We start from the raw sequence: 19,706 nt of genomic DNA, 5'->3' as shown, positions 1-19,706 counted from the left end.
TTCTCCTCTGGGTCGCTTTGGGGACGTGGGACGCGAGCGTTGCCGGAAGGTCCCCGGCCGCACCGCGCGTCGGGGGTGCGGTCGATCACCGGGCGTTCGGGTCCGGGGAGTGTACGGATGAAGCGGGCGGGTCGGCGCGTACGGGGCCGAGCCGTATATCACGACCCCTTCGCCAGGAAGTCGCGGATCCCGAACGCGATGCCCTGCGCGGCCTTCTGCCGCCACAGGGGATCGCTCATCCGGGCCGCCTCCTGGGCATTGCGCATATTGCCGCATTCGATGAAGACTTTCGGCACGGTGGACAGATTGAGCCCGCCGAGGTCGTCACGCACGTCGATGCCGTTCCTGCCGATGTAGTTCGCCGGGAGCGAGCCGGTGTTCGCCGCGAACGCGCCGACCAGGGCGTCCCCGAGCGCGCGCGAGGGCACCGCTATCGGCCTCGTGTCGGCGGTGCCGCTGTGTACGGAGTCCGGCACGATCACGTGGAAACCGTACGCGTTCGCTCCCGCGCCGTCGCCGTGTATCGACACGACCGCGTCGGCGTGTGCCTCGTTGCCCACGCGCGCGCGTTCGTCGACGCACGGCCCCCACGGGCGGTCGTCGTCCCAGGTGAGGACCACCTTGGCGCCGAGACCGGTGAGCACGTCGCGCGTGCGGTGGGCCACGTCGAGGGTGAACTCGGCTTCCGTGTAGCCGGAATCGGTCTGCGTTCCGGTCTCGTCGCAGTTCTTCTTGAAGCCGCCCGCGTCGACCTGGCGCCCTATGTCGCGGGTGTGGCGGGAGTTGCCGGGATTGTGGCCGGGGTCTATCACGACGGTCCTCCCGGCCAGGGGGGTCGCCGTCGGAGCGGACGGCGGGCCGGGCGAACCGGGCGGCACCACCGGCTCGTTGCCGCCCGGGACGGCTCCCGGCGGTGTGCCCGCCGCTTCCGTGCCAGGAGCACCGGGCGAGGGGAGCGGCGGCGCCGCCGAGGTCGTGCCGGCGGCGGCCGTGTCGTCCGAGTCGCCGTCGCCGTTCTTCCACGCGATCGCGAGGGCCGTCGTGCCGACCAGCGTGAGCGCCGCGACGGCGACGCCGATCGTCACGCGCGCGCGGCCCGGGCCGCGCGCCTGGCGCCTGGGGGCGGGAGGGCTGTCCCAGGAGTCCCACGATTCTGACGGGTCAGATGGCAAGTTCGGTCCTCGTCGGGAGTCCGTAGCGGAGCGCGATGTCGTTCCACGCCCGTACGAACGCTTGTTTTGCGGTCGTCGCCCGGCCACTCGCGGCGTCACCGGCGGACTTCTCGGCTCCGCCCGCGCCGCAGCCCCCGGTCGACTGGGCCTGCGCCCATGCAGCGTAGTGGTCGTCCGCCGACGCGGACTCCCGCCAGGCCGTCCGCAGTTGCTCCAACGCCGGTTCGACCTCCGGCAGGGCGTCGAACCTGAGCGCCGTCAGCTCCGCCAGCAGCTCGTTCCGCGCCTGCGAGGCGGTGTTCAGGTCGGCGAACGCCGCGTCGAGCCGCGTGCACGCCTGCGCGTCGGCCACCGCGTTGATCACCGACTGCCGCGACGAACCGCTGTGGTCCAGCATGTCGCTCAGCGCGCGGGCCTGTTCGGCGGGGTCGCCCGACGGCGACGCGGACGGCGACGGCGAAGCCGACGTGGCGCCGGTCGTCGGGGTGCCGCCGGTCGGCCGGGGTGCGGGCGGCGGCGGGACCGCCCCCGTTCCCGTCGCGCCCCCGTCGCGGGTCGGCCCGCCGGACGCGTTCGACACGGGGCTTTTGTCGTCGCCGCTCCACGGCTGCCAGACGACCACGGCGACCGCCGCCGCGATGAGCAGCACCACGACGGCGATCACGCCGAGCGTCCGGACGCGCCCGTCGCCGCCGGGGCCGTCGCCCGCGGGCGGGTCGTACGCGGGGGCGACGCGGCCCGGCCCGTTCGGAGGGGGTGCCGGCGGAATCGACGTCCACGCCGCACCGGGCGCCGTCGGCATCCCCGCGACCGTCGCCGACCCGGGCCCGCTGCCGTACGGCCCGGACGCGCCGTGCCCGGGCAGGTCGCCCTGCGGGGGCGGCGGCGCGCCGGCCGCGTCCGCGAACGTCGCCCCGCGCGGCATCGGCGGCGGCTCCTGGCTCCGGGCGAACCAGCCGGGCGCCCGCGGATCGCCGGGGGCGGGAGCCGGGGGGTGGGGGAAGGGCTGGGCTTTCGCACCCGGCACGCCGGGGCCGTCGGCTCGCGCGTCACCCGGGCGCGGCGCCGGCGCCCCGGAAGGCAGCGCGCGGGGGCCTTGGACGGTCGGGCCCGGTGGCGGCACCGTCGGCCCCGGGCCCCCCGGCGCCGCGCCGCCGGGAGCGTTCCCGGTGTTCGGCGCGTTGCCCGGCCTCGTCATGTGCGCGCTCGGTGCGTGGGTCGGGCGTGGTGGAGGGGTTCCCGGTGCGCGGCGGGGGCCCGGTGCCGGGTCGAGGATGCTCGGCAGCGTCGTGGTCGGCTGGTCCTCGGCGGTTCCGGGGGCCTCGTGTCCGGCGGGACGCGCGGGGTCGTCCGGGGTCGGCGGCGGCGACGGACGGGCCACCCAGCGGCGCGTCGCCGCATCCCAAACCCGCTCGAACTGCTCGCCCTCGGTCATTTCGATCCTGTCACGTACGGACCTCGTCGGGGCACACAGTGTCCCGCCTCGGACACACCTGTGTCACTGGCTTGTTTGATGTTTGCGGCACTTCCCTCGCCCCGCGGCCCCGGAGCACTGCAAAACGCAGCCGTGTCAAGCCTGTTCGCGCCCGTCCGACCCCGTGTCCCGCGCGAACCGCGCCTGGTCGGCCGCCCCGCGAGAGCCCGTACCGGGAGTCCGGATCCGGCCACGGACGCGGCGTCAGATCCCGTGCCCGGTCCGCCGCAGCACCCGCAGCGACCCGTGCCCGGCCGACTCGGTGAACGCCCCCGACGCGAGCGCCCGCCGGTACACGCGGTACGGCGCCTGCCCGCCGTCGTCCGGATTCGGGAACACGTCGTGGATCACCAGCAGGCCGCCCTGCGCGACGTGCGGCGCCCAGCCCTCGTAGTCGCCGCTCGCGTGCTCGTCGGTGTGGCCGCCGTCGATGAAGACCATGCCGACGGACGTGGTCCACAGCGGCGCGACGGTGCGCGAGCGTCCCACCAGAGCCACCACATGGTCCTCGAGTCCCGCACGGAACAAGGTGCGTCGGAACGTCGGCAGCGTGTCCATCACCCCGACCTCGCGGTCCACCAGCTCCGGGTCGTGGTACTCCCACCCGGGCTGCTGCTCCTCCGAGCCGCGGTGGTGGTCGAGCGTCACCACGACCGTCCCCGCGTCCCGCGCCGCCGCCGCGAGCAGGATCGTGGAACGCCCGCAGTACGTGCCGAGTTCGAGCAAGGGGCCGATCTTCGCGGCCTCGACCGCCGCCGCGTACAGTGCCGCCCCCTCGTCGGCGGGCATGAACCCCACCGCCGCGTCGAAGGCGTCCAGCACCCGGGGGTCGATCGCGCCGGTCGCGGTGGAGCGGTCCGCCGTACGGTCCGTCATGCGGGTCCCCTGCTCTGAGGCATCGGCGCCCTGGCCGCTCCGGGGCGCGTCGGCGATCATCCTGCCCCAGGCGCGCGGGCGCGTGCCGTGTCGAGAGCCACATCCGCGGCGATCGCCCGAGCCTCCCCCCGGAATGGAACACGTTCTAGCATCGCGGGAGTCGGACGCCCCGGCGCCGCCGCAGGCGCGGACGCCCGGCGGGAAGTGTCGTGTTGTGTCCATCGCGCATCGTGGGAGGCGGGCCCGTGTCCAAGGCAAGCGGCGGCAAGGCGTACATCGTCGGTGTCGGCATGACCAAGTTCGAGAAGCCGGGCAGCAGGGACTGGCAGTACCCCGACATGGCCAAGGAGGCGGGGGAGAAGGCGCTCGCCGACGCGGGCATCCCGTACGACCTGGTCGAACAGGCGCCGGTCGGCTACTGCTCCGGCCCGTCCACGCAGGGCCAGCGGGCGGTCTACGAACTGGGCCTGACCGGCATACCGGTCTACAACGTCAACAACAACTGCGCGACCGGCTCCTCCGCGCTCATGATGGCCCGTCAGTTCGTCGAAGGCGGCGTCAACGACTGCGTGCTCGCCCTCGGCTTCGAGCGCATGGCCAAGGGCGCGCTGGGCGGCGGCAGCGGCGGCGGCGACATGGCGAGCAGCCCGGTCGGCCGCCACTACGGCCTCATGGCGAGGAAGTACCCCTTCGTCGCCGCGCCGCCCGCCGCGCAGATCTTCGGCAACGCGGCCCGCGAGCACATGGAGCGGTACGGCACCACCGAGGAGCAACTCGCCCTCGTCGCGGTCAAGAACCACCGGCACTCGGTGGACAACCCGTACGCGCAGTTCCGCGACGAATACACCGTCGACGACATCCTCGCCGCCAAGGAGATCCACGCCCCGCTCACGCGCCTCCAGTGCTCGCCGACCTCGGACGGCGCCGCGGCGGTCGTCGTCGCGAGCGAGCGCTTCGTCGTCGAACACGGGCTCCAGGACAAGGCCGTCGAGATCGTCGCGCAGACCATGACCACCGACGTCGCCGAGAGCTTCGACGGCTCGGTGATCAACGCCGTCGGCAAGGCGATGTCGCGCCTGGCCGCCGACCGCGTCTTCGCCGCGTCCGGCCTGACCGTCCACGACGTGGACGTGATCGAACTCCACGACTGCTTCTCGATCAACGAGATCCTGACGTACGAGGCCCTGGGCATGGCCGCCGACGGCGAGGGCGCGAAACTCATCAGCGAGGGCGCGACCACGCACGGCGGCAAGTGGGTCGTCAACCCGTCCGGCGGCCTGATCTCCAAGGGCCACCCGCTGGGCGCCACCGGCCTCGCCCAGGCCACCGAGATCACCTGGCACCTGCGCGGCGAGGCCGAGGCCCGCCAGGTGGCGGGCGCCGAGGTCGGCCTCACGCACAACATCGGCCTGGGCGGCGCGGCCGTCGTCGGCCTGTACCGCCGCGCGCGGTGGTGAACGCCGGTGGGATCGCGGAATCCGCGTGCTTTCAGGATTCCGCGATCTCATCGGGTCGTTGTCGGCCTCACGGTCTGGTCACCACCGGCGGTGACGGTCATGCCATGCTCCTCCCGGCGCGGGCGACCGTCGCGGACCCAGGCGGTGTACGCGGCGGCGATCTCGTCCCACACGGAGCGGGGGCCGCCCTGCGTGACGGTGAAGTCGGTTGCCCCGGGGGCGAAATCCACGCTGGCCCACGACGTGCCGTCCGCGTACCACGTGGTGAACTCCTCGGCTTGGGCGCCGGATCCGAAGAACGTGCGCTGCTCCACGTCCGGCACCCGCAGGCCGATGGCGAAGTCGGCGTGCTCCTCGTGGATCTCTCGCGGATCAAGGGCCGTCCGGGTCTCCCGGCCGGCGTCGGGGTCGGGAATCACGTCGCCGAGAAAGCGTCGCCCGTCGAACCTCCGGCGGTGGGAGCGGGCGAACATGAACGCCGCGTTCCCGACGAAGCGCCCCGATGCCGATCCGTCGTCGGCGACGACCAGACGAAGCAATCCCGAGTTGTTGTAGGCGTTTCCCCAGGGCGTGACGATGACCGCGCCCGGCCGTGACCGCGCGATCCAGGCCGTGGGCACGCGCCGCACGGCCATCGTCGCGATGATCCGGTCGAAGGGCGGGGCCGCCGGGTCGACGGCCGCGAGCCCGTCGCCGGTGAGTGTCCTCGGGTACAGGCCCTGGCTGTTCAGGGCCCGGGCCGCGGCCTTGGCGACATCAGGGTCGATCTCCATGGTGGTGACCTGGTCCGCGCCGACGGCGACGCAGAGGAGAGCGGCGTTCCATCCCGTTCCGGTGCCGAGTTCGAGGACCCGGTGGCCCGGACGGGCATCCAGGGCATCCAGCATCCTGGCGACGATCGAAGGCCTCGACGCGGACGAGGTGGGGATCTCGTCGCCGCTGCCGCCGTCGTCCAGTTGCGTCGTCAGTGCGACATCGGCGGCTGCGAGAGCCTGCCATCGCTCCGGTTCGCGTGCCCGATCGACGGAGATCATGCGGCCACGCACGTCCTCGTACCAGACGACCCGCGGTAGGTAGGGGCCACGTGGCGTGGCTTTCACCACCCCCTGCCAGTCAACGGCCGCCGTCACGTGTCGTCCTTCTTCGGGGCCGGCGGAACGGGCCTTGACCACTGGCCGTCGCTCTCCTTCGGCGGCTGCTTCCTGTCGCCGTCGCGGCCGTCTTTGCCGTCTCCGTGTTTGCCCACGACGGGCCCCTCCCCCTGCGAACGTCCTTACTCTTCGAGCATGATTGACCGCCGAACGTCACGTCAATGCCTTATTCCCTGTGCGCGGCGAACTCCACGACGTCTCACGGAGCCGGGGCCCGACAAGTGCCGGGCACCGAAACCGGCCTCACCCACCGCACCATTGGCCTGCGCGTCACGGCCGTTGCCAGCCCGTACCCACGTGCCCGCTTCCGAGCCGAGGAGGCGCCGGGGCCGACCTGTGGTGACGACGCGACGCACGCTGGCTACTGTGCGGTGGTGTCCGAGATCTCCGGTCGACCTGTGTTCGACGACGACGTGGTGCCGCCGGCGCAAGTGCCCGGTACGGTGCCGGGGTTGCGGTGTGTCGCCGGCTGGCTTGGCCCCGGCGTCGGTGAGGCGCTGCTCGCGGAGATCGATGCCGCGCCGTGGTCGACGCGGTTGAAACGGCGCGTGCAGCATTACGGCCATCGCTACGACTACGGCAGCCGCAAGGTCGCCGCCGACCCGGAGACCGCCGTACCGCCGCTTCCGGAGTGGGCGCGCGAAGCGGCCACGCGCCTGGTGCGGGAGGGCCTGATGGACCGCGAGGCGGAGCAGGTGATCGTCAACGAGTACCAGCCGGGACAGGGCATCAGCGCCCATGTCGACTGCCTGCCCTGCTTCGGCCCGGTCGTCGCCGCGATCTCGCTGGGCTCGCGCTGCGTGATGGACTTCAGCGATCCCGAAAGCGGTACGAAGCTCGCGATGCCGCTCGCCCCCGGCAGCCTGCTGGTGATGACCGGCCCCGCCCGCTTCACGTGGCGCCACGGCATCGCCGCGCGCAAGAGCGACCCCGGAACCTCGGGCCGCGTCCCGCGCGGACGCCGCGTATCGGTGACATTCCGGACGATGACACGGCCCGGCCCGGGCAGTTGAGTGACGCCCGTCGCCCGCGGCGGCCCTGGCCGTTCGGGCCGCCCATCTCGCGGAGCCAACCGAGGCGAACACCGCCCGAGACGACCGCGGGCGACGTCTCACGGTGACAGCCCGTAGGACGCGGCGATCGCGGCGGCGCGGTCGCGCAGGGAGGTGCGCAGCCACCGCGGGGCCAGGACCTCGGCGCCCGGGGCCAGTTGCCACAGCGCCCACTCCGCGTGCCTCGCGTCCTGAAAGGCGACCTCCAGACGCAACCGGCCGTCCGCGTCGCCCTCCTCGGCGAGGACGGCCAGTGCGGTGTCCGCCAGTTCCGCACGCCGCGCCGGGTCGAGCCGTACCCGCACGGTGACCTGGTCGCCGCCGCGGCGAAACCGCGTGCCGCGGTCCTGCCACGCCCGGTCCAGATCGATGTGTTCGGGCCGCCGCGCCGGTTCGGCGAGTTCCTCGGCGGCCAGGACGCGGGACAGCCGGTACGTGCGGTCCGCGCCGGACCTCGTGGCCAGCAGATAGCCCTGGTCGCGCACGGTCACCAGGCCGATCGGGTCCACCGTGCGCCACGTCGGCGCTTGGTCCACCGCCGCGTAGCGGATGCGCAGCCTGTGCCCGGCGAACACCGCGCGCCGGACCTCCGAGACGACCGCGTCGGGCGCCTCGTCGGCAACCAGCCGGCGCTCGAGGAGGTCGGTCTCCGGGTCGATGAGCAGGCGTCGGATCGCGTCGGCCGCGGTGTCCCGATGGCTCTCGGGCAGCGCGTCGACCACCTTGAGCATGGCCGAGGCGAGCGCCGACCCGAGCCCGAACACCTGCGCGCCGCGCCGCGATCCGGCGATCAGCAGGGCCAGCGCCTCGTCGTGGTTGAGCCCGGTCAGTTCGGTCCCGAAGCCGGGCAGCAGCGCGAACCCGCCGTGCCGACCGCGCTCGGCGTAGACCGGGACCCCGGCCGCGGACAGCGCGTCGATAGGGCGTACGCCTACGCGGTTGGCCGGCCTCAGTCCCTAGGCCCAGCGCGACGCCCACTTCTCGGCCGCCGTCGCCAGCGCGACGACAACCTCGTCCCCAGGCGCCTCCTCGACGGACTGTGCCCACGACCGGGCCTCGGCCTGGGAGAACACCCGTAGCGCGGCCGGCGTCGCGGACTTCCACCCGGAAACCCGCGACGCCCACCGCAGCGCCTCGTGCGGCTCCTGACCTCCGTCGACGACCAAGCGGAAGGCCCAGATGAACGCGTCCACCCACGCCGGACCGATTGACGGCCACGCCCAGTCGACCAAGTGCGCTCGGCCCTCCGACACCACGAAGTTGCTGGCCGTCGGATCCCGGTGCAGCAGAGTCGACCCCTGGAACAGAACCTCGTCCGCGGGATCACACCATTGCCGGTAAGACTCCCAGAGCGACGGAAGCCGCAGCCCGGTCACATCGCAGTCGCCGACCTCGGAGAGCATGGATGCGACGGCAGGCAAATCCGTCGATCCCGGGCCGAAGTCGGCCCACTCACCCGCGAGACCGCTGAAGCCCAGGAAGTCCCAGCCAGCGGCCTTCAGCCGGAACAGCAATCGGGGGCACGACAGCGGTAGGAATCCGTTGACACGCTCCTCCCCATCCAACTGTGCGACCTGATCGTGCCCTTCGGGAACACCCTTGACGAACACCCGTGCGCCGTCGGCGAATTCGAGGAGCACGGCGACACCGCTGTTGTATGTCGCCATCTCCCGCACGGTGTACGGCCCCGTGAGGTGCCGCTCGACGGCGCCGCGCGCGTCCGTCGGCAGCGCCGGCCACGGAACCCTCTCCACAGCACTCACGGCGGCTCACTGTCCCGTCGGTGGGGGGTTCTTCGGCGGCTTCGGCCGCGCGGGAGGGGGCGGGGAGATCGGTCTGGAGGGCGGAGGTACATCGCAGCGAACCATGCCCGCAGCGTAGCCGCGACGCGACAATACGTGCGCGTGCCTTCTTCGTCGGCGGTTAGTTCGCCTTCAACGCGGTCGTCAGGGCAGCCCAAGACGACACGGGGACGGCGAGTTGGTCGCGTCGGATGTCTTTGCTGTCACGGACGGGGACGGTGGTGGAAGCGTGGACGCCGACTTCCAGGCACAGTCCGCCGTCGCCGTTGCTGTAGCTGCTCTTGCGCCATGTGGCGGTCACCACGACTCCTTCAGCTGGGCGGTTGGCTCGCCTTCAGCGCCGTTGTCAGAGCGGTCCATGAGGTTGTGGGGACGGCGAGTTGGCCGCGCTTGATGTCCTTGCTGTCACGCACGGGGACGGCGGTGCAGGCGTGGACGCCGACTTCCAGGCAATCGCCGCCGTTGGCGTTGCTGTAGCTGCTCTTGCGCCAGGTTCGGGTGCCTGGGGAGAGGTTGAGTCGGGTCATCAGAGCTGAACTCCTCAATCGCTGAGCGGATCAAATCGGCCGACGCCTTCGGCGAAAGAGCCGCTGCTCGCAGCAGATCGTACGCGCGCTCATAGGCCGCCGCATCCTCCGGATCCTCAAGAAGCTCCGCCGAGTTGATGCCCTCCAAGTAGGCGACGAGCGATCGGTTCGGCAACGTAAGCAGTGTCAGCGATCCGCCAAGCGTCGGATGCGTGCCGATCTCGAAAGGGACCACCTGAAGGGTCACGATCCGGTCTTCGACGGCCTTGAGTAGGGCTTTGAGTTGCCCGACCATGGCCCGTCGACCACCGATCGGTCGACGGAGGACCGCTTCGTCGAGAACCACCCAGTAGCGGGGGCGACCGGAGCCGGAGAACCGGTCTTGTCGGCTCAGACGGGCGATCAACAGCGATTCGCCCTCGTCCGGTGATGCGGTCAACGAGCCGTTCGTGATCAACGAACGCGCGTACTCGGGCGTTTGCAGCAGCCCTGGCACCACGTGCGCGGCGTACTGCTCGATCCGCTCGGCCTTCGCGTCCAATTCCATGAAGCGCCTGTACCGATCCGGATGAACATCCTTCCTCGCCGCCGGATACAGCCGCAGGAACAACCCGTCCGTCTCGAAGAACGCGTCCAACTGCTCCGACAGGCCCGGGGTTACGGGCGTCTCCCTGCGCTCGATGTCGGACAGAAACGCCTTGCTCCGGTGGAGCTTTTTCGCCAGGGCGTCGAGCGACAATCCCATGGCGAGCCGGAGGCGGCGAAGTTCCGCGCCGTACAGGCCGCGTGGTGAGGACGGGTCGAGTTCGCGCAGTCGGGCGGGCACGGGTTCCCCCTTCCGGACGTTCGTGCCAGATGGCTCGAACATGAGGCTCTCGCCATCGTAAGCCGGATCCGCAACCGTCTAGGCACACACAGTGAAACTGCCTATGGCGGATCGGACGACATGCACCAGTCACCAACAGGCCTCACTCCGGCCGGACACGAGACGCACGCGGTCCGGCAACTCGCGAACGCGCTCAAGACGGCGGGCTTCGAACGCCCGTTCGTCAAAGCGGCGTTGCTCCCCGACGGCTCGGCCGGTGTCGAACTCGGAACGCTCCCCGCCGCGTTCGCCGCCCGGCTTGCCGAGTGGATCGAGGAGCGCGCGTGACCGCGTACGAACCCCCGTTCGAGGAAGCACTCGTTCGGCCCTACGTCCTGCACCATGCCAACGCGACACCCTTCGCCGCGCCTCCGGGACCGGTCCCCACACGGGAACGCCTCGACCAGCGCCCGCGCGTGGTCCTCATCGCCTGGGGTGCCGACCAGGCCCACGTGATGTGCGCGATCCACCGAGCCCGCGAACGCGCCCTCGACGACGAACTCGCCATCGTCAACTGGTTCGCCGCCTACGGCCTGCCGATGCGCAAGGCCCCCTTCACGGCTCTGGCGGATCGCTTCTCCCGCCGCCGCGAAATCGACTACGACTTCGCCTGGTGGCTCGTCGCCGACTGGGTCATCCCGGCCGGGGAACTCGCCGCCGCCCAAGCCCGGCAACGCGAACAGCGGTCCGCGGAGCCTGACCCCGAACCGTCCGAAGACCCGTGCGGCCCGAGCGCCCTGCGTCCGGTCCGGGTCGTTCCTCCCGAGGCGGCCTCGTGACCACCGCGTCCGTCTCCGGCCCGGACGGCGAGGCCGCCGCGCGCCGCGCCCAGGACGCCGCCCGGTGTCTTCCCGGCGGGCGAAAGTGGCCGTCATTGCCGTCATTTCATGATGAAACGGTCACTACCGATCAAGCTGCCGCAGGTGGCACACTGCGGCGCATGGACGCGCGTAGAGAGAGGCCCGCTGAGCGGATCGCCCATGAGGTGAACGGGCCGTGGGTGTATGCGGTGCTCGCCGGCGACGACCGCGAGGAGTTCGACCGGGCGTTCCGTGCGGCGCTCAAGGTCGCGACGGATACGTTCGACACCGAGCCGGTGGCCGAAGTTGTGCGGCGGTGGTGGGTCGTCGCCGGTGGCGATCCCCGGTGGGCCGAGGAGGATCGGCGGCAGACCCGGGAGTTGGCGACGCTCACGCGTCGCGAGCGGCCGAGGCCGTTGGCCATTTACCAGTGGGAGCACCAGGTCGACAAGACCGGTCCCGCGGTGTTCGCGGCGCTGCCTTTCGACCGCCAAGGGTCATTCGTGGACGACTTCCACCGGGCCGCCGCCGACGCCGCGGTCGAACTCGATCACCGCGGGCTCGTCAAAGTGGTCGGAGACTACTGGGCCGTCGCGTTCATCGCGGCCAACCCCGAGGAGCAAGCGCGCATCCTGGAGGACGTTCACCGGCTGGAGGCCGGTGATCCGACGCTATTCGAGTGACGGGGGCACAACATGGCCAGGTACGAAGTACGGCTGGTCACCGAGGCGAAGAGGCGACGCGACAACCTGCCGCGACCGGCGCGGCAGACGTACGACCGCCTGGTCCGTGCGCTGGAGGCGGACCCCTTCCAAGGCGAGAAGGGCCGCGACGGGTCGTGGACGATCACGTCCGGCGGCGTGATCGTCTCCTACGTCATCAGCAAGACCATCATCACCGTGACCGTGCTCCGCGTCGTCGCGATCTGACGGCATAAGCGGCTGCTCGGCCTGAAACGCGGGGCTGGATAGGCGACTTCATTCGTCGAGGGCCGATTCCCTCAGGATCGCGCGCGCCGTGACGCGCACGCGAGTCGCGGTGCTCAACGCCCATCCGGACCGCCGAGCCGGATCTCCGCGAACTGCCCGATGTCCCGCGCCTACGCCCCGGATGCCGACCGCCCCGCTTTCCCGGCGGTTGGGCTTCGGAAGACGTACCGCGTGCGCGCACCGCGACCAAGACGCGCCGTCCGCACGGGCTTTGTCGGATCGCGCGGACTTGTCCCCTTGACCGGGGTGTTCGTCGGTGGCGGACCCTAGCCTGCTCCGGTGGCCGTCGCGACGTCGCCGACGTCGGGCCGCGATCTCCACCGAGATGTCAGGAGTTCCGTACATGGCAGGCGAGTTCGACGAGGCAGCGGACGCGGCGGGTTGGGTGCGTGGGGACGACGGGCGGTATCAGGGGCCGTTCGGCGCGCGGGCCTGGGCGGTCTCCGACGACCCCGCGTTCCCGGCGAGCCGCGTGCTGTGCGTGTCCGCCCTCTCGGGGGAACGCCGCTACACCTTCGCGGTCGGGGTCGGTTCGATGCGGCTCGACTCCTCCGAGGACAACCTCACGCCGCGCGTCCTCGGGGGGCCGGCCGCCGTCGCCGCCGGGGCCGTCGTGCCGTGGTTCGAGCGCCTGCGCGGCGCGTCGCCCGTGTGGGCGCGCGAGGACGACGGGCCGTGGTGGCCGCTCGGCGGCGGGATCGGGCGGGAGAAGATCGCCGGGCTGGACGCCTCCGCCCAGCCGCTGGTGACCGGGTTCCTGGCGGCGCTGACACGGGACCCGGCCGCCGAGGCCGTGCGGCGCGCCGAGCGTACCCGCGAAACCCTCGCGGGCGCGGGGTGGCGCGTGGCCCGGGCCGGGAAGGACAAGCCCGGGTTCCGGTGCCTCGCCGCCGCGAACCTCCGGGGCCGGGACGGGGCGAAACACCGCGTCGAGTACGTCCTCACCGGAGACCCGGGCCTGCCCGAATGCCTGCTCTGGCGCCACGAGTTGCCCGCCGACGGCGACGCGTCCGCGGAGCGCGAGACGCTGCTGATCGACGTGACGGGCGCCCTGGACCCCGACCTCCCGCTCGACCTGCCCGCCGACCGGCTCGACGCCGTGCTCGCGCTGGTCGTCCGCGAGGCGCCGGGGATGCGCGCCGCGACGTCGCACGAACCCCTCCTCGCCCTGGTCACCCTCGCGCCCACGCTCTATGTGTCGTGGCGGTTCACCAGTTACAACCTTGGTTTCACGGACACGTTCGCCCCCGGATTCCCGGACGCCTCCGCACCCGCGTGGACGGACGCCGAGGCGGCCGTACGGGCCGAACCGTCCAGCGGCACGGCCTGGTTGGCGCTGGCGCTCGCCGCGTCGCGGGAGCGCAGGCGCCACGTCGCCGTCGAAGCCCTCGGAAAGGCCCACGAGTTGGGTACCGGGGACGGCCTTCCGCTGCTGTGGCGCGGCTGGTTGCGGCGCGCCCTCGAACCCGACGCGGCGGTCGGCGACCTGGAGCGCGCGGTGGCGGCCGGCGGCGTCGTGGGCCCGGCGCGCGCCCTCCAGGCGGAGGTTTTGGAACTGTGGCTCGGCGACCGGGAGGCGGCGTTCGCGGCCTACCGCCGCGCCACCGAGGACGATCCGGGCTTCGCCGCGGGATGGCGCGTCCGAGGGCTGCGCCTGGCGGCGTGCGGACGGACCGCGGAAGCCCTCCGGGTGCTGACCGAAGCCGCCGCCCGGCACGACGACGCCCGCATCCGACACGCCCTCGCGTACGCCTGCGTGCTCGACGGCGACCACGACGGGGCCCTCGACGCGCTGGAGGAGGCCGTCCGCACGGATCCGGGGCTGCTCGCCGAGATCACCGCCGACGGCGACCTGGCCCCGCTGCGCGGACACCCGCGTCTCGACGGCCTGGCGGCGGTCGCCGCGAGCGCGGACACCGCGCGCCACGAGCGGGCCCGGAACGCCGTCCGTGCCACCGCACCGCCGCCGCGGGCTCGCGAACGGGCGACCGGCCTCGCGGACGTCCTGGACGCCCTCAAGATCTTCCGCCGCCGCGTGGACGGGTACCGCAAGGTCCACGCCGCCGGAATCACCCATCAGGAGACGCGCGCCTTCCTGGCGGATGTCGGACTGCCCCGGGAGGCCGGTGACTTCCGGCTGGACGGGTACTTCGACGGCATCGGCGGCGCTGCCCTGCGCGAGTACCGGACCGATGACCCCCACGGCCGTCTGTACGGTGCCGAGCACGTACGCGACGGTTTGGCGGGGTTGTTCGTCCTCGGCGGGGTCGGCGGCGGCGCCGAGGCCGCGGTCGAGGGGAACACCGGTGAAGTCTTCGCCGTGGACGAGGACTTCGGTCTCACCTGGCTGGCCCCGAGCCTGGAGGACTTCCTCCTCCCGCGCTGCCTGCCCGACGGCGCCTGGGTCCGGCGGGTCACCCCGGACACCGTCGACCTGCTCGACGGCTCCACGCTCACCGGCATCGAGCCCGGCCGTCTCGCCCTCGTCGTGACGGCGCTCGACGAGGACGGCAACCACCGCCTCCGCCAATTCCTCACGGACCACGGCGAGTTGGTCCACCATCTGCGCGTGGGCGAGACCCGGTACGTCGGTTCCGGCCTCGACCTCTCCACCGTCGACTTCGCCGCCCGCTGCCCGAACCTGCGCGAACTGCACGTACACCGCGGCACCGTGAACGAATCCGTCTTCGCCCACCCGGTTTTGGAGCGGCTGCGCCTGACCGAGGCGGAGTCCACGAGCGCGACCCCCGAGCTGCGGGTCACCGGATCCCGCCTGGTGTCGGTGGAGTTGCGCGACACCAGCGTCCGCGCCGACCGCATGATCGTGGGGCCCGGCAGCCCCCTGGCCCGCTTGGAGGCCTCCCTGGACGAGGACTTCGGCTCCGCCTTCCCGCAGCATTTGGAGTTCGACGGGTGCCCGGACCTGGGCGTGGTCCGCCTCAACCTCGACGGCTGCGTCTGGACCCTGACCCTGAGAGGCCCGCTGCCGCGCCTCTACGAGGTGTCTCAGGACGCTCACCCGTACGGCCGCTTCACGTACGACATCGTGACCGCGGACGCCGACGAGAAGAAGCGCCTGCGCACGCTGATCAAGAAGGGCGCCCGCTACGCGCGCAGGCACTGACACGGCGCCGGGAGCATTGTCGGCCACCGAGGGGATTTCCGCCACTTCGCTCCAAAATGAGAGCAAGGTGCGGTTGCGTTACCGTGGGAGACGGTAACTCCTGTGAAAGGTGGCCGACATGCTCAGTGCGCGCGGCATACTCCGGGAAATCCACCGCGATGACGACGCGTTCCGCCTCTTCTGCAGCATCGCCGCGAAAGGCGAGAGCCAAGGCGGGTGGGAGAACGCGCGGATCGCGGCCCTCGTCCCGGACGCCGATCTCGCACCCAAGGTCGCGCGACACGGCGCGGACGAGGACAAACACGGGCGGATCTTCCGGGCGATGCTGCACCGGCGCGGTCTCGAACCGGTCGACGTCCCCTCCGAGACCGACTACTGCATGATGCTCGAACGCCGCGGCATCGGGCTCGCCCACGAGCGGCTGACCCGCGACGAGCCGATGACCGACGCCGACATCGTCGAGTACCTGGTGCACAGCCGCGTCACGGAGCAACGGGCCGCCGAGGACATGCGGTTGCTCCGCCGCTTCCTGGGCGACGACCCCGAGGTCGGGCGCGGCATCCGCATGATCTGCGACGATGAGGAGAACCATCTCGCCTACTGCCACGAGGAGTTGCTGCGCCTGTCGGCGAACGGCGGCGCGGCGCCCATCAAACGGGCGCTGCGCGAGACCGCCCGCGCCGAGATCAGGGTCAACCGCGACGTCAGCCTCGCGGTGATGGACCACATGGGCCGCATCCTCGGCTGGCCCCGCGCGCAGCGCGTCCTCCTCAAGGCCGGCATCCACGCGACCTACGCGTACGACCGGCTGTGGGGCACGCGCCGCATGGTCGCGCTGCGCCCGCCCAAGCGCCGCAACGCGATGGCCCCGAAGCCCGGCCCGCGGTACCCGCAGGCCGTCTGACCGAGGGCGCGCGGGAGCGAAAGGGGAGCGTGCGCTCGGCCGTGGGAAGCACGACCGCGCGCCCGGCGCCCGCCTGGCAAAATATGTTGCCCTCAGGGCGGACGCCCGTCGGGAGCGAGGGCGGAGAGTACGCGCCCCGCCGGAGGGCCGCGATCCGGCAGAGCTGCCGTTCATTTCGGGGAAACCACCGATTTGGAGCGGTTGTCCGCGAAACCCCCGCCACACCCGTGAAACACATCGCGTCGAGCCCGCCAACCGTGAATTCCAGCCATCCCGGGAATGCGCCGAACCACCGCCGAGCAGGGCCGGAGACGCCGTCACACGCGGCGCCGCATCGGGATCCGCGCCTTGGTCCGGCGAAAACCACGCACGGCGGTCGGCCCGTCGCAGTCCGGATCGAGGCGGCGGACCGGCGGGCGGGGTGTGTCGCGCGCGGCGTTGGGCTAGCGTCGTCGCATGCGTGAGCTGGAAGTCGGGGACCCCCTCCGCCTGGGAGACCACGAGCTGGTCGGCGTCCTCGGCACGGGCGGGTTCGGCCGGGTGTACGTCGCCCGTGCCCCGCACGACAAATGGCTCACCGTCAAACTCGCGCACCCCCACCTGCTGCGCGCCGACGCGCGGTTCGCGGACCGCTTCGAGCGGGTGATGGGCGACTTGTCCCGGGTCCGCAACCTGGGCGCGGGCCGCATCGTCCAGTGGGACTCCGAGGACGTCCGCCCATGGTACGCACGGCGGTTCGTGCCCGGCGCCTCGCTCACCGAGTTGGTGGCCGCGTTCGGCGCGCTGCCGCGGGCGGCCGGCCGGATCGTGGGCGGGGTGGCGCGCTGCCTCGCCGCGATGCACGCCGCCGAACTCCCGCACGGCGGCGTCTCCCCGGGCAACGTGCTGGTCTCGGCCAATGCCGCGCAGCTCGTCGACGGGGGCCTGGTCAGGCTGTTCGACCGGAGCACGCCGACCACGCGCCGCCGGTTCCCGCTCGCGGGGCCGACGTTCGTGGCCCCGGAGGACGACCCGGAGACCACGTCGGCCGATCTGTACGCCCTGGGCGTCCTGCTGGTGCTGTGCGTCCGCGGCACGCTGCCGGCCGCGCCCGGCGACACCGCCGAACTCCCGGAGGACCTGGCCGCGTTGGCCCAGGCCCTGATGGACCCGGTGCCGCTGGCTCGGCCGCGCGCCGCCGAGGTCGCCGCGTGGATCGGCGGGCCGGGCGGCGAGCGCGGCGCCGTCTCCGCGGGGATCCACGTGCGCGGCCGGGTGGTGCTCCCGAGCCGCGAGCGGATCGGCGAACAGACCAAGCACCTGGGCTCGTTGCTGCCGCGCGACGCACGGGAACTGATCGCGTGGCACGCGCGCGCCGCCGACCACGCGGGGTCCGCCGCCGGGCTCGGGCCGCTCGCCCGGATGGGGGAGGACGGCTCCACGGCGGTCGCGGGCCTCGCGGGACGGGCCGTGGTGCCCGGTGCCCGGCAGGGGGAGGCCCCCGTCGACGCGCGGGCGGCACACGCGGGTTCGGTCCGGCAGGCGGGAGCCGCGCGCGGCGCGGCGGCCTCGGCCGGGGGCGCGCCGCCGCCGCTCGCGGAGCGGGGAGCGGACGGTCAAGCGGGCACGGGCCCGGCCGCGACCGGCGAGACGCTGCGCTGCCGCGGCACCGCGACCACCGAGGCCGCAGCCGCCGCGGCCACCGTCCGCGACGCCACGGACGCCCCCGCCACCGCGACCCCGGCCGGTTCCCCCGCCGAAGGCGCCACGCCGGGTACGCCCGCGGACGGCGCCGCCGCCGGGACGCCCGCGGACGCCCGCACGGCCGCGACGGACCCGGACGCCACCGGTTTCGGCGGGGCGGCTCCCGGCTTCGCCGCCGGGGCCGGAGCACCCGACGGCGCCGACGCCCGAGACCGAACCTCCGCTTCCGGTCCGGGCGTTCGGGGTGGTGCCGGTGCGTCGGGCCGCGAGGCCGACGCTTCGGTTTCCGGGGGAGGGGTTCGGAGTGGGGCCCGTGCGTCCGGCCGAGGGGCCGGCACCGCGTCCGGCGCGGGGCCTCGGGACGGAACACCCGTTCCCGGTCCGGGCCGTCGGCCCGCGACGCCCGCGTCCGGCCCCGACGCCCCCCGCGCGCCTGACGGCGGCTCGGACGACGCCGTCGTTCAGCCTCTCTCGGGCAGACTCTCCGACGCGGCCTCGCCCGTCGCGGCGTCGTCGGGTGCCCGCGCGGCCGAACTGCCCGCCCGGAGTCTGTGGATCCACCGCATACCGGGTGTCCAAAGCCTGTTCGCCGCCGACGGGCTGCTCTTCGCCGACGGCGACAACCTGACCGCACTCGACGCCCTGAGCGGCGACCCGGTGTGGTCGAAGCCGGGGTGGCGGATGGCCGGGGAGCCGCGCGACGGGCGGGCGTACCTCGCCCAGGGCACGCGGATCGCGCTCGTGGACGCGGCGACCGGGACCGAGGTGTGGCGTACGGACATCGCCGCGGCGCGCGGGCTGTGGGCGCGCAGCGCGGGGCGGCTCGCCCGCGCGGAGCGGTCGTTCCGGGTGCACGCGGTGTGCGAGCCGGTCCCCGGCGTCGTGACCGCGATAGGCGGGCACAGCGAGCTTTTCGGCCTCGATCCGGCGACCGGCGCCCTCCTGTGGAACCGTCGCGAGGCGCGGCGCACCGCGTTCAGCCGGGACGGCGCGGGGGCGATCTTCCTCAGCGGCGACGGCCGCGAGCCGGTGCACGCGCTCGACGCCGCGACCGGCGAACTGCTGTGGCGCGACGACGCGGAGGACTCCATAGTCACCGCCGTCGATCGCGGCTGGGTGCTGTGCGCGCGTTTCCGCAAGGGCACCGCCGAGATCGGCGAATACGTCGTACGCGCCGCCCAGAGCGGCCAGTTGCTGCACCGCGATCCCAATCCCGGCGACATGGCGCTGCTGGACGACTGCGTGCTGTACGTCCTCGGCGGCGGGCGGCTCCGGGCGGTGTGCCCCGTGGAGGGCAAGACGCTGTGGGACGTCGCATGGGCGGGCGGCACCGTGGGGATGGCGTTCGCGCCGTCCGGGGAGTCGGCGTTCCTGCGCGGTGAGGACCGCCGGATCTACGCCTTCGACATCGCCGACGGCCGGCGCCGGTGGGTGAGCGAGCCGATTCCGGCCCGTCCGCCGCTCGATCCGGTCGGCGGCCAACTCGACCGCACGCTGCCCGTGTTGGCGGCGGGGGACGTCGTGTGCGTGCGGTCGCACAGCGATGCCGTCCTGATCGTGCTCGACCGCGAGGACGGTCGCGAACGCTGGTGGTGGCGCGCGGCGTTCGGCACGCTGACCATGGTCGCTCCGGTCGTGGTGGGGGAGTTCGTGTACGTCGTGGACGGCGACCGCGTCCGGGCGCTGACGGCCCGCCGCTGACACCCGCCGCCGACCCTCCTCGCCGGTCGGCCCCCGGCCCCGATCCTCCCGTGGCGCTTCCGGCTTGTCGGCCGCGCCGTTACCTTGCCTCGGTCAAGGAACCCGTGCGGGCGCCCGCCTCCGCGGCCC

Annotated in this window: 17 protein-coding genes and 1 pseudogene; 9 read left to right on the top strand and 9 right to left on the bottom strand. The window is 72.9% G+C overall.

The window, feature by feature from the left end; genetic code table 11:
- Positions 1-158: 158 nt before the first annotated feature.
- From LO772_RS10670 to LO772_RS10660, 3 genes are all read right to left on the bottom strand, one after another.
- Complete coding sequence (locus LO772_RS10670) at positions 159-1,085, bottom strand: N-acetylmuramoyl-L-alanine amidase (protein ID WP_231778162.1); 927 nt, start codon at positions 1,083-1,085, stop codon at positions 159-161.
- Between the two features lie 76 nt (positions 1,086-1,161).
- The gene (locus LO772_RS10665) at positions 1,162-2,607 is read right to left on the bottom strand and encodes a hypothetical protein (RefSeq protein ID WP_231778161.1); all 1,446 of its coding nucleotides are present in this window, start codon (positions 2,605-2,607) and stop codon (positions 1,162-1,164) included.
- A gap of 243 nt (positions 2,608-2,850) precedes the next feature.
- Positions 2,851-3,522, bottom strand: coding sequence for a class I SAM-dependent methyltransferase (locus tag LO772_RS10660; RefSeq protein WP_231778160.1), 672 nt, complete (start codon positions 3,520-3,522; stop codon positions 2,851-2,853).
- Between the two features lie 245 nt (positions 3,523-3,767).
- On the opposite strand from LO772_RS10660, the gene LO772_RS10655 reads away from it, so the two are divergent.
- Positions 3,768-4,979, top strand: a complete 1,212-nt coding sequence (locus LO772_RS10655; RefSeq protein WP_269453184.1) for a thiolase C-terminal domain-containing protein — start codon at positions 3,768-3,770, stop codon at positions 4,977-4,979.
- A gap of 47 nt (positions 4,980-5,026) precedes the next feature.
- On the opposite strand, the gene LO772_RS10650 is transcribed toward LO772_RS10655, so the two are convergent.
- Positions 5,027-6,109, bottom strand: a complete 1,083-nt coding sequence (locus LO772_RS10650) for a methyltransferase domain-containing protein (protein WP_231778159.1) — start codon at positions 6,107-6,109, stop codon at positions 5,027-5,029.
- 242 nt (positions 6,110-6,351) lie between these two features.
- On the opposite strand from LO772_RS10650, the gene LO772_RS10645 reads away from it, so the two are divergent.
- On the top strand, positions 6,352-7,143 hold the full coding sequence (locus LO772_RS10645) for an alpha-ketoglutarate-dependent dioxygenase AlkB (protein ID WP_231778158.1): 792 nt from the start codon (positions 6,352-6,354) through the stop codon (positions 7,141-7,143).
- Between the two features lie 98 nt (positions 7,144-7,241).
- On the opposite strand, the pseudogene LO772_RS10640 reads toward LO772_RS10645, so the two are convergent.
- The 5 genes and pseudogenes from LO772_RS10640 to LO772_RS10620 all read right to left on the bottom strand — a co-directional run.
- A pseudogene (locus LO772_RS10640) lies at positions 7,242-8,108 on the bottom strand (helix-turn-helix transcriptional regulator); the annotation flags it as partial.
- A 30-nt stretch (positions 8,109-8,138) separates the two neighbouring features.
- Positions 8,139-8,945 (bottom strand): aminoglycoside phosphotransferase, encoded by an 807-nt coding sequence (locus LO772_RS10635; protein ID WP_231778157.1) that lies wholly within the window; start codon positions 8,943-8,945, stop codon positions 8,139-8,141.
- A gap of 160 nt (positions 8,946-9,105) precedes the next feature.
- Entirely contained in the window at positions 9,106-9,285 is a 180-nt protein-coding gene (locus tag LO772_RS10630; protein ID WP_443089388.1) for a DUF397 domain-containing protein, read from the bottom strand.
- Positions 9,286-9,295: 10 nt separating this feature from the next.
- Positions 9,296-9,433 carry a DUF397 domain-containing protein gene (locus tag LO772_RS36070; RefSeq protein ID WP_331717344.1) on the bottom strand — a complete coding sequence of 46 codons (138 nt, stop codon included), beginning with the start codon at positions 9,431-9,433 and terminating at the stop codon, positions 9,296-9,298.
- Positions 9,390-10,337, bottom strand: a complete 948-nt coding sequence (locus tag LO772_RS10620; RefSeq protein WP_331717324.1) for a helix-turn-helix domain-containing protein — start codon at positions 10,335-10,337, stop codon at positions 9,390-9,392. The genes LO772_RS36070 and LO772_RS10620 overlap by 44 nt, the downstream gene beginning before the upstream one ends.
- A 120-nt stretch (positions 10,338-10,457) precedes the next feature.
- On the opposite strand from LO772_RS10620, the gene LO772_RS10615 reads away from it, so the two are divergent.
- From LO772_RS10615 to LO772_RS10585, 7 genes are all read left to right on the top strand, one after another.
- On the top strand, positions 10,458-10,664 hold the full coding sequence (locus tag LO772_RS10615) for a hypothetical protein (protein ID WP_231778154.1): 207 nt from the start codon (positions 10,458-10,460) through the stop codon (positions 10,662-10,664).
- Positions 10,661-11,155 carry a hypothetical protein gene (locus LO772_RS10610; protein WP_231778153.1) on the top strand — a complete coding sequence of 165 codons (495 nt, stop codon included), beginning with the start codon at positions 10,661-10,663 and terminating at the stop codon, positions 11,153-11,155. Before LO772_RS10615 ends, LO772_RS10610 begins: the two co-directional genes overlap by 4 nt.
- A gap of 161 nt (positions 11,156-11,316) precedes the next feature.
- Complete coding sequence (locus LO772_RS10605; protein ID WP_231778152.1) at positions 11,317-11,859, top strand: DUF6247 family protein; 543 nt, start codon at positions 11,317-11,319, stop codon at positions 11,857-11,859.
- Between the two features lie 12 nt (positions 11,860-11,871).
- Complete coding sequence (locus LO772_RS10600) at positions 11,872-12,105, top strand: hypothetical protein (RefSeq protein WP_231778151.1); 234 nt, start codon at positions 11,872-11,874, stop codon at positions 12,103-12,105.
- A 403-nt stretch (positions 12,106-12,508) separates the two neighbouring features.
- Positions 12,509-15,289: a hypothetical protein gene (locus tag LO772_RS10595; protein ID WP_231778150.1), complete on the top strand. Its 2,781-nt coding sequence runs from the start codon at positions 12,509-12,511 to the stop codon at positions 15,287-15,289.
- Positions 15,290-15,407: 118 nt separating this feature from the next.
- Positions 15,408-16,193 carry a ferritin-like domain-containing protein gene (locus LO772_RS10590; protein WP_231778149.1) on the top strand — a complete coding sequence of 262 codons (786 nt, stop codon included), beginning with the start codon at positions 15,408-15,410 and terminating at the stop codon, positions 16,191-16,193.
- Between the two features lie 456 nt (positions 16,194-16,649).
- Positions 16,650-19,577, top strand: coding sequence for an outer membrane protein assembly factor BamB family protein (locus tag LO772_RS10585; protein ID WP_231778148.1), 2,928 nt, complete (start codon positions 16,650-16,652; stop codon positions 19,575-19,577).
- Positions 19,578-19,706: the final 129 nt, after the last annotated feature.

Source organism: Yinghuangia sp. ASG 101 (assembly GCF_021165735.1).
Lineage (GTDB): Bacteria > Actinomycetota > Actinomycetes > Streptomycetales > Streptomycetaceae > Yinghuangia.
Note: the sequence above shows the minus strand (reverse complement) of the source record. Positions and strands in the feature narration are given on the sequence as shown.

Excerpts from the sequence above, each read along its gene's own strand:
- LO772_RS10665 (WP_231778161.1), bottom strand. The coding sequence starts at position 2,607 with ATGACCGAGGGCGAGCAGTTCGAGCGGGTTTGGGATGCGGCGACGCGC.
- LO772_RS10660 (WP_231778160.1), bottom strand. The coding sequence starts at position 3,522 with ATGACGGACCGTACGGCGGACCGCTCCACCGCGACCGGCGCGATCGAC.
- LO772_RS10615 (WP_231778154.1), top strand. The coding sequence starts at position 10,458 with ATGCACCAGTCACCAACAGGCCTCACTCCGGCCGGACACGAGACGCAC.
- LO772_RS10605 (WP_231778152.1), top strand. The coding sequence starts at position 11,317 with ATGGACGCGCGTAGAGAGAGGCCCGCTGAGCGGATCGCCCATGAGGTG.
- LO772_RS10600 (WP_231778151.1), top strand. The coding sequence starts at position 11,872 with ATGGCCAGGTACGAAGTACGGCTGGTCACCGAGGCGAAGAGGCGACGC.
- LO772_RS10595 (WP_231778150.1), top strand. The coding sequence starts at position 12,509 with ATGGCAGGCGAGTTCGACGAGGCAGCGGACGCGGCGGGTTGGGTGCGT.
- LO772_RS10590 (WP_231778149.1), top strand. The coding sequence starts at position 15,408 with ATGCTCAGTGCGCGCGGCATACTCCGGGAAATCCACCGCGATGACGAC.
- LO772_RS10585 (WP_231778148.1), top strand. The coding sequence starts at position 16,650 with ATGCGTGAGCTGGAAGTCGGGGACCCCCTCCGCCTGGGAGACCACGAG.